General features: G+C 72.1%; 13 protein-coding genes. 9 read left to right on the top strand and 4 right to left on the bottom strand.

Going from position 1 to position 13,546, the window contains the following annotated elements; translation table 11 throughout:
• Nucleotides 1-113: 113 nt before the first annotated feature.
• Complete coding sequence (locus Q9S36_RS24075) at nt 114-1,580, top strand: GuaB1 family IMP dehydrogenase-related protein (RefSeq protein WP_311287352.1); 1,467 nt, start codon at nt 114-116, stop codon at nt 1,578-1,580.
• A 229-nt stretch (nt 1,581-1,809) separates the two neighbouring features.
• Here Q9S36_RS24075 and Q9S36_RS24070 read toward each other — a convergent pair whose 3' ends face one another.
• Nucleotides 1,810-2,763, bottom strand: coding sequence for a hypothetical protein (locus Q9S36_RS24070; RefSeq protein WP_311287351.1), 954 nt, complete (start codon nt 2,761-2,763; stop codon nt 1,810-1,812).
• 436 nt (nt 2,764-3,199) lie between these two features.
• Here Q9S36_RS24070 and Q9S36_RS24065 point away from each other — a divergent pair, with 436 nt between their 5' ends.
• From Q9S36_RS24065 to Q9S36_RS24055, 3 genes are all read left to right on the top strand, one after another.
• A complete protein-coding gene (locus Q9S36_RS24065) occupies nt 3,200-3,385 on the top strand; it encodes a hypothetical protein (protein WP_311287350.1) in 186 nt (61 codons plus the stop codon).
• Nucleotides 3,386-3,609: 224 nt separating this feature from the next.
• Nucleotides 3,610-4,944, top strand: a complete 1,335-nt coding sequence (locus Q9S36_RS24060; protein ID WP_311287349.1) for a hemolysin family protein — start codon at nt 3,610-3,612, stop codon at nt 4,942-4,944.
• Nucleotides 4,941-6,038: a hemolysin family protein gene (locus Q9S36_RS24055; protein ID WP_311287348.1), complete on the top strand. Its 1,098-nt coding sequence runs from the start codon at nt 4,941-4,943 to the stop codon at nt 6,036-6,038. The genes Q9S36_RS24060 and Q9S36_RS24055 overlap by 4 nt, the downstream gene beginning before the upstream one ends.
• A gap of 57 nt (nt 6,039-6,095) precedes the next feature.
• Here the strand turns inward: Q9S36_RS24055 and Q9S36_RS24050 are convergent, their stop codons facing one another.
• The gene (locus Q9S36_RS24050; protein WP_311287347.1) at nt 6,096-7,172 is read right to left on the bottom strand and encodes an NADH:flavin oxidoreductase/NADH oxidase; all 1,077 of its coding nucleotides are present in this window, start codon (nt 7,170-7,172) and stop codon (nt 6,096-6,098) included.
• Nucleotides 7,173-7,207: 35 nt separating this feature from the next.
• On the opposite strand from Q9S36_RS24050, the gene Q9S36_RS24045 reads away from it, so the two are divergent.
• The 5 genes from Q9S36_RS24045 to Q9S36_RS24025 all read left to right on the top strand — a co-directional run bounded on the left by Q9S36_RS24045 (nt 7,208) and on the right by Q9S36_RS24025 (nt 11,745).
• Nucleotides 7,208-8,056: an ADP/ATP-dependent (S)-NAD(P)H-hydrate dehydratase gene (locus Q9S36_RS24045; RefSeq protein WP_311287346.1), complete on the top strand. Its 849-nt coding sequence runs from the start codon at nt 7,208-7,210 to the stop codon at nt 8,054-8,056.
• A 9-nt stretch (nt 8,057-8,065) separates the two neighbouring features.
• Complete coding sequence (locus Q9S36_RS24040; RefSeq protein WP_311287345.1) at nt 8,066-9,304, top strand: hypothetical protein; 1,239 nt, start codon at nt 8,066-8,068, stop codon at nt 9,302-9,304.
• Between the two features lie 25 nt (nt 9,305-9,329).
• A complete protein-coding gene (locus Q9S36_RS24035; RefSeq protein WP_311287344.1) occupies nt 9,330-9,659 on the top strand; it encodes a thiamine-binding protein in 330 nt (109 codons plus the stop codon).
• Between the two features lie 94 nt (nt 9,660-9,753).
• Nucleotides 9,754-10,995 carry an MFS transporter gene (locus tag Q9S36_RS24030; protein ID WP_311287415.1) on the top strand — a complete coding sequence of 414 codons (1,242 nt, stop codon included), beginning with the start codon at nt 9,754-9,756 and terminating at the stop codon, nt 10,993-10,995.
• Nucleotides 10,996-11,004: 9 nt separating this feature from the next.
• Nucleotides 11,005-11,745, top strand: a complete 741-nt coding sequence (locus tag Q9S36_RS24025; RefSeq protein WP_311287343.1) for an NUDIX hydrolase — start codon at nt 11,005-11,007, stop codon at nt 11,743-11,745.
• Nucleotide 11,746: 1 nt separating this feature from the next.
• Here Q9S36_RS24025 and Q9S36_RS24020 read toward each other — a convergent pair whose 3' ends face one another.
• Nucleotides 11,747-12,952 (bottom strand): homoserine O-acetyltransferase, encoded by a 1,206-nt coding sequence (locus Q9S36_RS24020; RefSeq protein WP_311287342.1) that lies wholly within the window; start codon nt 12,950-12,952, stop codon nt 11,747-11,749.
• A 95-nt stretch (nt 12,953-13,047) separates the two neighbouring features.
• The gene (locus tag Q9S36_RS24015) at nt 13,048-13,488 is read right to left on the bottom strand and encodes a hypothetical protein (protein WP_311287341.1); all 441 of its coding nucleotides are present in this window, start codon (nt 13,486-13,488) and stop codon (nt 13,048-13,050) included.
• Nucleotides 13,489-13,546: the final 58 nt, after the last annotated feature.

Genomic DNA, 13,546 nt, shown 5'->3' with positions numbered 1-13,546 from the left:
GCACGAGGGTTAAGCGTATCCCAGACTGCGTCTCGGGGTTTCGGAAACGCGGGGCCGCGGGCCGTCGGATCGCCATCATCATCCGTGGGGGAAAGAATCACTAATCTTGATGGGTGGAGTTCTACGGAGAGCGGCCCGTCGTCGACCTGACCTACTCGGACGTCTTCCTGGTGCCTCGACGCTCCGGCGTCGCCAGCCGCCTGGACGTCGACCTGTCGCCTCGTGACGGCACGGCGGCGACGATCCCGCTGGTCTCGGCGAACATGAACTCGGTCACCGGAGCGCGGCTCGCCGCCACCCTCGCCCGGCGCGGCGGACTCGGCGTGCTGCCGCAGGACATGCCCCTCCAAGAGCTCGATGCGGCCATCCGATGGGTCAAGTCCCAGCCCGTCACATGGGACACCGCCCTCGTGCTTCCTCCCGAGGCGACGGTGGCCGACGCCGCCCGCCTCCTGCCGGCCACGGAAGGTCACGGCATCGTCGTCGCCGACGCGTCGCACGCACCCGCCGAGGGCATCGCCGTCGACGACATCCTCGGCATCGTCCCCGCGCTGCGCCTCGGCACAGCACTCCCCGACGCCCGCCTCGGGGATCTCGCCCGCGGCAGGTCGGCCTCGATCGACGCCGACGACGTCGACAGTGCGCGCACGGCATTCGACCTGATCGTCGCCACCGGCGCCGACACCGTGTGCGTGCTCCACCACGGCCACCTCGTCGGCACGCTCTCGCGCCGCAGCGCCCTGCGCTCCACCCTCTACCGGCCCGCGGTCGATGCGTCGGGTCGCCTCATCGTCGCCGCTGCGGTCGGGATCAACGGCGATGTCGCGGCCAAAGCGACGGCGCTCGCCGCGGCCGGCGTCGATGTCCTCGTGGTCGACACCGCGCACGGTCACCAGGAGGGGATGCTGCGCGCGCTCCAGGCCGTCGCCGGCGCGGGCCTGGACATACCCGTCGCCGCGGGCAACATCGTCACCGCCGACGGCGTCGACGACCTCGTGGCCGCCGGCGCCGGCATCCTCAAGGTCGGTGTGGGCCCGGGCGCGATGTGCACGACCCGCATGATGACGGCTGTCGGGCGTCCCCAGTTCTCCGCCGTCCTCGAGACCGCCGAGGCCGCGCGCGCCCATGGTGCGCACGTCTGGGCGGACGGAGGAGTCCGCTACCCACGCGACGTCGCTCTGGCACTGGCGGCGGGCGCGGCATCCGTCATGATCGGGTCGTGGTTCGCCGGAACCATCGAAGCTCCCGGCGAGCTGCAGCTCGACGCGGACGGCCGGGCATACAAGGAGTCGTGGGGAATGGCCTCGACGAAGGCGGTGCACGACCGGTTCGGGCGCCTCGACCCGTACGAGCTGGCCCGCAAAGAGCTGTTCGCCGAGGGGATCTCGTCGTCGCGCATCTACCTCGACCCGCTGCGCCCCGGCATCGAAGACCTGATCGACATGATCACCTCGGGCGTGCGCTCGTCCTTCACCTACGCCGGGGCCGCGTCCGTGCCGGAGTTCCGCGACCGCGCCCGCGTCGGACTTCAGTCGGCCGCCGGCTACGAGGAGGGCAAGGCGCTCCCCGTCAGCTGGTGACCCGCGGCGGTTTCACGCCGGCGCGGCACATCGCGGCATCCGCGGTATCGATCGGAGCCGCGGATGCCGCGACCTGGCGCGGCGGTGTGGCGAACTCGCGGATAGGTGGTGCGCATGCCGCAACGTGGCGCGGTGGTGTTGCGAACGCGTCGGAAGGTGACGCGGATGCCGCGACCTGGCGCGGTTACCGCGACCTGGCGCGGGAGGGCGACGGCGACGTCGAGGGTGACTACGGGCGGGGGAGAGAACTGGGCAGGCCGTCCGACGTCAGGATGTCGTAGAGGCGTCGCGGGTGGTCGGTGTCGGCCGGCTCCCAGCGCGAGAAGCCGCGCACCTCGCGGCGGATCTCGTTCTCGCGGTCCTTCTCGTCGATGACGATCTCGGCCGCCGTGCGGTCCGCGCCGAACTGCGGGCTCAGGTACTTCCCCCTTCCGTCGAGCTCGCACCAGTGGTCGTGCTCGGGGAAGTAGAAGTCCCCGAAGACGAGGCGGCCGCTCCGGAGAACCCGGCGCTCCTGCTGGCGGGGGCGCGGGAAGCCGAGCCGGACGAGCACAACGAGGCTCTGCGACTCACGGGGGTTCGCCGATTCTCCGCGGGCGAAGCCGATGGCGCGGAGCGCCCGAGGGTCGCGTCGATGTCCGGGGTCGTCCAGCCGCGCCAGGATGTCGTCGCGCGTGGTCAGCCGACCGCCGTCGCGGTCCTGCCAGATCGCCTGGTCCACGACCGCGACGCCCTGAGCGAAAGGGAGCACACGCGCGAGATCAAGGGCCGTCTGCGCGGGCGTGGTGATGCGGTGGGCGCCGAAATCGACGGTGTGCGGCGTCACGGACGATGCGGGATGGCGCCGGATCAGCCCACTCGAGCGCCCTCCCCGGGCGGGGGCGACGGTCACATCGACCGTCGAGGGCCACGCGCCGAGGATGTCCATCGCCCAGACGGCAGCGGCGGCGAAATGCGAGACCACGGCACCGGGTCGCATTCGCCGGCACGCCTCGAGCACCCGGACCCGGTGTTGCTCGATCGGCGCCAGCCCGTCCCAGTCGATCGAGAGGGCGAAGGATCCGGGCGCGATCTTCGCCCACGCGCCGGCCGCCAGAAGTGCGCGGAGCCTTCGGTCGTCGATCGGATCGTCGCGCTCGCATCGGCGGATCACCTCGAGGGGAAGGGCGTCGTTCGGGGCCACCCCGACACTCTCCCGGCGACACGGCCGTGTTTGGCGCTCGGCCACCGGTCGGTGGGTGGTTGCTCCCGGCATCCCGCCTGGGGAGGAGCCGGCAGGCGAGGGCCGGCGGGCGGTCCCGTCACGCCGCCGCGGCACGTTCCGGCATCCGCTGTATCGATCGGCGGCGCGGATGCCGCAACCTGGCGCGGTGGCGTGACGAACGTGTCGGAGGGTGGCGCGGATGCCGCGACATGGCGCGGTGGTGGGATGAACGCGTCGGAGGGTGGCGCGGATGCCGCGACATGGCGCGGTGGTGTGACGAACGTGTCGGACCGCGGCAAGTTCCGGCATCCGCTGTATCGATCGGCGGCGCGGATGCCGCGAGGTGGCGCGGTGGCGTGGCGAACGTGTCGGACCGCGGTACGTTCCGGCATCCGCAACCTGGCGCGGTGGTGGGATGAACGTGTCGGAGGGTGGCGCGGATGCCGCGAGGTGGCGCGGTGGTGTGACGAACGTGTCGGAGGGTGGCGCGGATGCCGCCACCTGGCGCGGTGGCGTGGCGAACGTGTCGGACCGCGGCACGTTCCGGCATCCGCTGTATCGATCGGCGGCGCGGATGCCGCGAGGTGGCGCGGTGGTGTGACGAACGCGTCGGAGGGTGGCGCGGATGCCGCAACCTGGCGCGAATGCCGCGACATGGCGCGGTAGGGCGACGGGGACCCCGGGCCGGACCGAGCGGTCCCGGGCAGAGCTCACGGCCGCGCGCGAGGCCGACTGCCGTACACTGTTTCGCACGATGGACGACCCTCCCAGTTGCAGACGCTCGCCCCACCGACCCTCCTCCCGTGTGATCGGGGGTGACGTGTGATGGATTACGTCATGTTGGGCGTGGGGCTTCTGCTCACGATCGGCACCGGCCTGTTCGTCGCCAGCGAGTTCGCGCTGGTGAACCTGGACCGGGCCGACCTGGAATCGCGGATGGCCGCGGGCGAATCGCGGCTGTCCCTCACCATCAGCGCGCTGCGCATCACCTCGACCCACCTCTCGAGCGCGCAGCTGGGCATCACCCTGACCACGCTCCTCACCGGCTACACGATGGAGCCGGCCATCTCGAACCTGCTGCGTCCGGTGTTCGAGGGGTGGGGCATGCCGACAGGGCTGGTTTCCCCTCTGTCGGCCGTCATCGGCATCACCGTCGCCACGGTCTTCTCGATGATCATCGGCGAACTCGTGCCCAAAAACTTCGCCCTCGCGGTGCCCCGGCAGACCGCGAAGCTCGTCATGCCCTTCCAGGTCGCCTTCACCACCGTCTTCCGCCCCGCCATCTCGGTGCTCAACGGCAGTGCCAACGGCGTGCTGCGGGCGATGGGCGTCGAGCCGAAGGAGGAGCTCTCGGGCGCCCGCACGGCCGAGGAGCTGTCGAGCCTGGTCCGCCGCTCCGCCAGCGCGGGCGTTCTCGAGAAGGACACCGCGTCGCTGCTCGATCGCAGCCTCACGTTCTCACGCCTCACCGCCGCCGATGTCATGACGCCGCGCCCGAGCGTGCACGCGCTCGCCGCGTCCGACAGCGCCGAAGACGTCATCCAGCTCGCCCGGCGCACCGGACACAGCCGGTTCCCCGTCTACGACGAGTCGATGGACGACATCACCGGCATCGTCCACCTCAAGGCCGCCGTCAGCGTTCCCCGCGACCGTCGCGCCGACGTTCCGGCCGGAGCCCTCGCGACCGAGCCGCTGCGGTTCCCCGAGGCGGTCCACCTCGACTCGCTCATGGAAGAGCTGCGCGCTCGCGGCTACCAGATGGCGGTCGTCGTCGACGAGTACGGCGGGACCGCGGGCGTGGTCACCCTCGAAGACCTCGTCGAGGAGATCGTCGGCGAGGTGCTCGATGAGCACGACCGGCGTCGCGCGGGGATCGTGCGCGCGCAGGACAGCGTGCTGTTCCCCGGCGACCTGCGCCCGGACGAGGTGCGCGACCGCACCGGCATCCGCATCCCCGAAGACGAGGTGTACGACACGGTGGGCGGATTCGTCATGAGCGTGCTGGAGCGCATCCCCGTGGTGGGCGACACCGTCGAGATCGAGGACGGCACCATCGAAGTCCAGCGCATGGACGGTCGCCGCGTCGACCGCGTCCGATTCACCCCGACCATGGTGCACCAGGACGACCCGGCCGCCGCGCAGAAGGGGGGTGCGCGATGAACGATTGGGCAGGACTGGCCTGGCTGTTCGTGCTCCTCGTCGCGAACGCCTTCTTCGTCGGCGCCGAGTTCGCCGTGATCTCGGCTCGCCGATCTCAGATCGAGCCCCTGGCGGAACGGGGGATGAAGTCGGCCAAGACGGCGCTGTACGCCATGGAGCACGCCACGCTCATGCTCGCGACCTCGCAGCTGGGCATCACGATCTGCTCGCTGCTGATCCTGAACGTCTCGGAGCCGGCGATCCACCACCTGCTCGCCGAGCCGCTCAAGCTGACCGGACTCGGCGAGGGAGCGGTCGACACGATCGCCTTCGTCATCGCGCTGCTGATCGTGTCGTACCTGCACGTGGTGTTCGGCGAGATGGTGCCGAAGAACCTGGCGTTCTCGCTCCCCGACCGCTCGGTGCTCATGCTCGCCACGCCGCTGGTGTGGGTGTCGAAGCTGTTCCACCCGGTGATCGTGACGCTCAACTGGATCGCGAACCACATCGTGCGTCTGTTCCGCGTGGAGCCGAGAGACGAGGCCGCGTCGACGTTCACCCTCGAAGAAGTGGCGACGATCGTGAACCAGTCGCGCATCGAGGGCGTGCTGGACGACAGCGCCGGAACGGTGGCGGCGGTGATGGAGTTCACAGACAAGAAGGCGGCCGACATCGCCGTGCCGCTCGCCGATCTGGTGACCCTGCCCGCCACGACCACGCCGCACCGCATCGAGCGCGCCGTCGCGAAGCACGGCTTCTCGCGGTACGTGATCGTCGACGACGAGGGCCTTCCGGCCGGTTACGTCCACCTGAAGGACGTGCTGCGCGCGGCGGAGGACCCGGATGCCGATGCGGCGGCCGCGGTGGGAAGCGGTGGTGCGCCGGTCGAGCCGGTGTGGTCGCGTCCCATCGCCGCCAAGCGCATCCACCACATGGTGCCGGTGCAGGAGACGACCGACCTCGAGGACGCGCTCGCGCTCATGCGCCGCGCCGGCCGGCACCTCGCGCAGGTGCGCGACGAGACCGGCCGGGTCACGGCGGTGCTGTTCCTCGAGGACATCCTCGAGGAGCTCGTCGGCGAGGTGCAGGACGCCACCCGACGCGGTCTGCGCTGAGGAGGACACAGAGCCCAAGACACCAGGGGTGCGCCCGATCGGGCGCACCCCTGGTGCTCAGCTGCGGGCGTGCGGCCGCGCCCGGACGTACTGCGCCGGCCAGTAGTCGATGTCGTGGCCGAGCTCCCACGCCGCCCGCAACGCGTAGTGCGGGTCGCGCAGCCACTCGCGCCCGGCCATGACGGCGTCGGCGGCGCCATCGGCGAGGACCGCCTCGGCCTCTGCGGCGTCGTCGATCATCCCCACGGCGTTGACGAGCGCCCCGGTGGTGCGGCGTACATGGGCGGCGAGCGGGACCTGGTAGCCCGGACCCACCGTGATCGACTGGTGCGCGACGAGCCCGCCGCTGGAGATGTCGAAGAGGTCGGCGCCGCGCTCGGCGGCCCAGGCGGCGACCGTGGCCACCTCGTCGACGGTCAGCCCGCCGTCGGCCCAGTCTGTGGCCGAGAAGCGCACGAAGACCGCGGTGTCGGGCGCGGCATCCCGGATCGCCGTCACGACGCGCAGCAGCAGGCGCGCGCGTCCTTCGAGCTCACCGCCGTACTCGTCGTCGCGTCGGTTCGACAGCGGCGAGAGGAACTGGTGCAGCAGATACCCGTGCGCGGCGTGCACCTCGAGGACGTCGAAGCCGGCCACGACGGCGCGGACGGCCGCGTCGGCGAAGGCCGACACGATGCGCTCGATGCCGGGGGCGTCCAAGGCGACCGGATCGGCGAACCCGTCGAACGCCACCGCCGAGGGGGCGACGGTCGTCCACCCGCCCCGGTCGTGCGGCACCGACCCGCGTCGCCCGGTGAGCGGCGACCACGTCGACGCCTTGCGTCCAGCATGCGCGAGCTGCACCCCCGCGAGGGCTCCGCGCGCGTGGACGGCGGCGACGATCGGACTCCACGCGTCGCGCTGGGCGTCGTTCCACAGGCCCGTGTCCTCGGGCGAGATCCGTCCCTCGGGAGTGACCGCCGTCGCCTCGGCGATGACGATGCCCGCGCCACCGGACGCGAACTGCGCGAGATGCGTGTGGTGCCACTCCTGCGGCACGCCGTCGACGGCGCTGTATTGGCACATCGGCGCCACCCACAGCCGGTTCCGGGCGGTGATCCCGCGGATGGACAGGGGTTCGAACAGCAGGCTCATCGTGTGGTGTCGCTCCTGACGGATAGGGTGGCGCCATGCCGGTGACATGGACGGCGGCGGACGCCTCGGGTGTCCTGCGGGTGCCAACCGCCGCCGACGACAAGTATTCCCGCGGTGTCGTCGGGATGCGCACGGGGTCCGATCGGTACCCCGGGGCGGCGGTGCTGGGCGTCGAGGCGGCGTGGCGCACCGGCATCGGCATGGTGCGCTACCTCGGCGACGAACGCCCCACCGCGCTGGTGCTCGCGGCACGCCCCGAAACCGTCGCCGCGGCGGGTCGGGTGCAGGCGTGGGTGATCGGCTCGGGTACGGACCCGTCCGATCGATCGGATGCCGAGACCGCGGCGCTGCGCGAAGTGCTGTCGGGGGATCATCCCGTCGTCGTGGACGCCGGCGCCCTCGACCTGGTCCAAGGAGCGGCCGCTCCGCTGGTGGTGACCCCGCACGCCCGTGAGCACGACCGTCTGCGAAGCCTGCTGCGGCTGGCGCCGGCTGCCGAGCTCACCGATGTCGCGGCCCGTTCGGCCGCCGCAGCCGAGACGGCGCGCGCCCTCGGCGGCGTCGTCGTGCTCAAGGGCTCGCCGACGATCGTCGCCGCCCCCGACGGGTGGTGTGCGCAGGTCGGCTCGGGCACGCCGTGGTTGGCGACGGCGGGCACGGGCGATGTCCTGGCGGGTGCCATCGGGGCCGTGGTGGCGGCGACCGCCGAACACGGCGCGCCCCTGGCCCACGCGGTCGCGACGGGCGTCTGGCTGCACGGGCGTGCGGCCTCGCTCGCCTCCGGCGACCTCGGAGCCGCGGGCGGACCCATCACGGCGATGGATGTGGCCGCCGCCCTGCCCCGCGCTGTCGCCGGCGCGGTCGCATCGGCCGCGCACACCTAGCATGGGACCGTGTCGAAGCGGGCGTGGTCGTGGGTCGCGTTCGTCGTCGTCCATGTGCTGCTGATCGCGGGGGAGTTCGTCTTCGGCAAAGCCGCATCGTGGGACGTGGATCAGATGTACCGGTGGTGGGCCGACACCGTCATCCTGGGTGCCGGCGTGCCCGGAGTCACCCAGGAGTGGGTGTACCCGGCCTTCGCTCTCGTGCCGATGCTTCTCTCGCGCGTCATCCCGTTCGTCGACTACACCCTGTCGTGGGGACTGCTGATCACCGCCGTCGACGCGCTCGCGTTCGCCATGCTCCTCGGCCGGGGGCGATCGCGAGGCCGCCTGGCCGCAGCATGGTTCTGGCTGGCCGGTGCGGCCGCGCTCGGCGGTGTGGGGATGTTCCGGCTCGACGCGCTCACCGTGCCGGCGGGGATCGCCGGCGGACTGTGGCTGGTGGGACGCCCGTGGCTGGGCGCCGGGCTCCTGGCCGCGGCCGCGTGGCTCAAGGTGTGGCCCGCCGCCATGCTGGTGGCCGCTTTCGTCGCGGTCCGCCGGCGCTGGGCGGTGGTCGGGGGAGCGGTGGGCGTCTCGCTCGTGATCATGCTGGCGGTCATCGCGCTCGGCGGCGGCGCGTATCTGTTCTCGTTCGTCGGCGATCAGACGGAACGGGGGCTCCAGATCGAAGCCCCCGTCAGCACGGTGTACCTCTGGCTCGCCGTCCTCGGAGATCCCGCCGCGTGGGTCTACTACGACCAGGACATGATCACGTTCCAGGTCACGGGCCCTCAGGTCGACACAGTGATCGCGGCGATGACGCCGCTCATGGCCCTCGCGATGGCCGTCATCGCCGGGGTGGGGGCCGTCGCCGCGTGGCGGGGCGCGGGGTTCGTCCGCCTCTTCCCGATGCTGTCACTGGCCCTCGTGCTGGCTTTCGTCGTCTTCAACAAGGTGGGGTCGCCGCAGTACATGACGTGGCTCATCCCGCCCGTGGTGGTCGGCCTGGTCGTCGACCGCCGGCGGTGGCGGACGCCGGCGATCGTGGTCGCCGTGCTGCTGGCGATGACGCAGGTGATCTTCCCCTGGTTCTACGACGCCCTGCTCGCGCTCTCGCCGGCGATGGTCGTCGTCCTGACGCTGCGCAACGCGGCCCTGGCCGCACTGCTGCTGTGGGCCGTCGTCCGCCTCGTCGGCGTCGCCCGCACCGGCGCGCGCCCGTCCGCGCGCCGCCTTCGTCCTTCCCTCGTCGACCCCTCGACACCCTGATCCGCCCCTACCACTGGAGGGTTCCATGCTCGTCGCCTTCTCCGTCGCTCCCAGCGGCACCGGCCGTTCGGACGGCTCCGTCCACGACGCCGTCGCCGCTGCTGTGCGCATCGTCCGCGACAGCGGACTGCCGCACCGCACCACCTCGATGTTCACCGAGATCGAGGGGGAGTGGGACGAGGTCTTCGACGTCGTTCGCCGCGCCACCGAAGCGGTCATGCCCTTCGGGTCCCGAGTCTCGCTCGTGCTGAAGGCTGACATCCGGCCCGGCTACACCGGCGAACTGGACGCGAAGATCGACCGGCTCGAGTCGGCCCTCGGCGAGGGTGCGGTCGACGAGGCCGACCCGGCGTGAGGCGCGGTCGCGGCATCCGAATCGATTCGACGGATGCCGCGCAGCGCGCTAGCATGACCGCGTGACCACCTCGACCCCGTCGAGGGGTGCGGCGATGAGGGCGCTCCTCTCGCTCGCCATCGGCAGCTTCGGCATCGGCATGACCGAGTTCGTCGTCATGGGCCTGCTCCCCGACATCGCACAGGACCTGCTGCCGCAGGCCTGGGCGACCAGGCCCGAGGACGCCATCGCCCAGGCGGGCTGGCTCATCAGCCTGTACGCGCTGGGCGTCGTGATCGGCGCACCGACGATCGCCGGCGCGGTCGCCCGGTTCCCGCGGCACCGCGTGATGGTGGCCCTCGCCCTGGCGCTGACCCTGTTCAACGCGCTCACCCTGGTCATGCCCACGTTCGAGACGGTCGCGCTGTCGCGGCTGCTGGCCGGACTGCCGCACGGGGCCTACTTCGGCATCGGCGCCCTCGTCGCCGCCGACGTGCTCGGGCCGGGCAAGCGCGCGAAGGGCGTCGCCTTCGTCCTCACCGGCCTGACCATCGCCAACGTGATCGGCGTGCCGCTCGGCACCTTCCTCGGGCAGCAGTTCGGCTGGCGCGCCGCGTACCTCGTCGTGGTCGGGATCTTCGCCTTGGCGACGCTGGCGATCTTCACGTCGGTGCCCGCCCATCTCGGCGACGCCGGGCGCACCCTCCGTGCCGAGCTCGCGGTCTTCCGCATCGGCCAGGTGTGGCTGACCCTCGGAATCGGAGCGGTCGGATTCGGCGGATTCTTCGCGGTGTACAGCTATGTCGCCCCGATGGTCACCGAGGTCGCCGGAAGCCCCGCCTGGGCGGTGCCTATCGTCCTCGTCGTCATGGGCGTCGGAATGACCGCGGGGAACATCGCCGGCGGCTACCTCGCCGACCTCGACCTGCGGCGCACCCTCATCGGCGGGTTGATCGCGCTCGCCGGCGTCCTCGCCCTGCTCGCTGTGACCGCGGCGTCGGTGTGGGCCCTCGCGCTGCTCGTCTTCGCCACCGGCGTCGTCGCGTCGGTCCTGAGCCCCACGATCCAGACCCGGCTGATGGACGTCGCGGGTGACAACCAGTCCATCGCCGCAGCGCTGAACCACTCGGCCCTGAACATCGGCAACAGCGTGGGGGCGATCCTGGGAGGTGCCGTCATCGCCGCCGGAGGGGGATTCGTCGCGCCCGCGTGGGCGGGAGTCGCGCTCGCCCTCGCCGGCCTGGCGATCGCCGGAGCCAGCCTCGCACTCGAGCGGCGCCGGACTTCCCGGGCGGACGCCGCGGACGCCGCAGACGCCCCGGCCGCGCGCGAGCCGCAAGAGGTGCCCGCCGCCTAGGCTGGCGGGGTGTCCGACCGCACCGCCGCCCGCGACGATCCGCCCCCTGCGGAGCACACGGACGAGGGCATCCCGATCGCGGCGACGGTCGTCCTGGTCCGCGACGCGACCTCCGGTCCCGAGGTGCTGCTGGTCGAGCGGCCCAAGACGGGCTCGTTCCCGGGCGCGTGGGTCTTCCCGGGCGGCAGGCTCGAGCCCGTCGACGGTGCGCCCGCCGAGGATGAGGAGCGCGCCGCGCGCCGGGCGGCGGTGCGCGAGACGTCGGAGGAGACCGGGCTCGCCGTGGACCCGCGTGCGCTCGTCGCCCTGTCCCGATGGCACCCGCCGCCGGGGATCCCCGTGCGTATCCGGACGTGGTTCTTCCTGGCCCCGGCGCCCCGGGGCGACCTGGTGCTCGCGCCCGACGAGATCGTGGCCGCGCAGTGGCGGACGCCCGCGGAGGCACTGGCCGAGCACGGTCGCGGCGAGCGGACGCTGTTCCCGCCGACGTGGGTGACCCTCCACGGCCTCCGCGGTCACAGCGACGCGCGCTCTCTTCTCGAGTTCGCCGATCGGCGCGGCGTCGAGCTCTTCGAGACACGCATGCTGGCGGGTGCCGGGGGCCCGGTCATGCTGTGGCGCGAGGACGCGGACTATGGCGCGGATGCCGGGGTCGCGGCAGCCGCGCGGGCCGACGGCGCGGGCAGCGACGGTCGTCGCCATCGCCTCCGCACGGGCGCGCTGCCGTGGGTCTACGAGCGGGAGTTCTGAGTCAGGTCTCCAGCAGACGGCGCACGTGCCCGCCGACGACGGCGGTCTCGATGAGGAATCCGTCATGCCCGAAGTCGCTCGAGAGCACGACTGCGCGGTCTCCGTCGAGCGTCGTCGGGATGCTGCGGGCGATACGGTGCTGGCCGTCGATGGGGAACAGGCGGTCGCTGTCGACGCCGAGGACGAGCGCCGTCGCCGAGACCCGCCGGAGCGCCTCCTCGACACCGCCGCGGTCGCGGCCCACGTCGTGGGAGTTCATCGCCTCGACCAGGGCGATGTAGCTGTTGGCGTCGAAGCGCCGCGTGAACTTGTTGCCGTGGAAGTCCAGATACGACTCCACCGCGAAGCGTCCGCCGCGGCCGAGGGGGCTCACACCCGACTGCCATGAGCGCTGGAAGCGCTGGTTCAGCTCGGTGGGGGAGCGGTAGTTCAGCAGGGCCATGCGCCGTGCGAGGGCGAGACCGCGCGTGGGACCGTCGCCGTCCGGCGCGTCGTAGTACTCGCCGCCGGCGAAGCGCGGATCGATGCGGATCGCCTCTATCTGCACCGAGTTGAGGGCGATCTGGTCGGCGGTGTTGGTGGGCGGTGAGGACAGGATGCCCACGCGGGCCACCCTTTCGGGGAACCCGACCGCCCACTCCAGTGCATGCATGCCGCCCATCGAGCCGCCGACGACCGCGGCCCACACATCGATACCGAGTGCGTCGGCGAGGCGGACCTGGGCGGCCACCTGATCGCGGATCGTGAGGTAGGGGAAGCGGGATGCCCACTCGTATCCGTCGGGTCCGATGCTCGCCGGACCCGTCGAGCCCTGGCAGCCGCCGAGCATGTTGGGGGCGATCACGAACCACCGGTCGGTGTCGATGGGAGCGCCGGGCCCGACGATGTCGTCCCACCAACCCGACGTCGGGTGCCCGGGGCCCGCGGGACCACGGACGTGACTGTCGCCGGTGAGGGCGTGGAGGATCAGGACGGCGTTGTCGCGCGCCGGATTCAGCTCGCCCCACGTCTCGTACGCCAGGCGGTAGCCGGGAAGCTCCCGCCCACCTTCGGTGTGGAAGGCGCCGAACGCGGCGAAGTGCCGTTCTCCGACCGGATCTCCGTCGCGCCAGGCTCCGGTGGCGGGCGGGCGGCCGAGCAGCAGGCGCGCGTCGGCCTCCGTCACCGGTGCCGAGGGCACGGTGTCTTCGGAGGTCTGCCAGTCCATCGGACCATTCTCTCCGTCACGGTGAGGGATGCGGACGCGTGTTACGCGCTGTCTCGCCGGGGCCGGCGTGGGCGGGCGGCGGAGGGCGGGGTCGGTCAGCCGAAGTCGCGTCCGCCCCGGAGCTCGACCGTGGGCTCGCCGACCGTCCCGCCGGCCACGCAGATCGATTCGGCGCCGTAGCCCTCTCCCGAGGTGGGGGCGAAGGGGACGAGCACCTCGAAAGAGCCGTCGGCATTGCCGGTGACGGTCTGGTTGCCCGACGCCGAGCCCTCCGTGTACGGAAACAACGTCGAGGTCTCGCGGTACTCGCCGTACGTCGCCCCGTAACACAGCAGCCAGGCGTCGAGTGCGGTGAGCGGGTCGTCCGGTGACGCGGGCGCGCTGGTGGGCCCGGGCGTCGCGGTCACGGTCGCGGTGACCGTGGCGGTGGTGGTCACCGTGGCGGTGGGGGCGGCGACTTCACCGGCGGCGCTTGCGCAACCGGTGAGAACGAGGACGGCGAGAGCTGCGACAGCGGCCAGGGAGACGGTCTTCACCCGATCAACGTATCGGCCGCCTGCCGTGCGCGACGACGAGGCGGGGCATCCACGCCGT

Source organism: Microbacterium sp. ARD31 (assembly GCF_031844425.1).
Note: the sequence above shows the minus strand (reverse complement) of the source record. Positions and strands in the feature narration are given on the sequence as shown.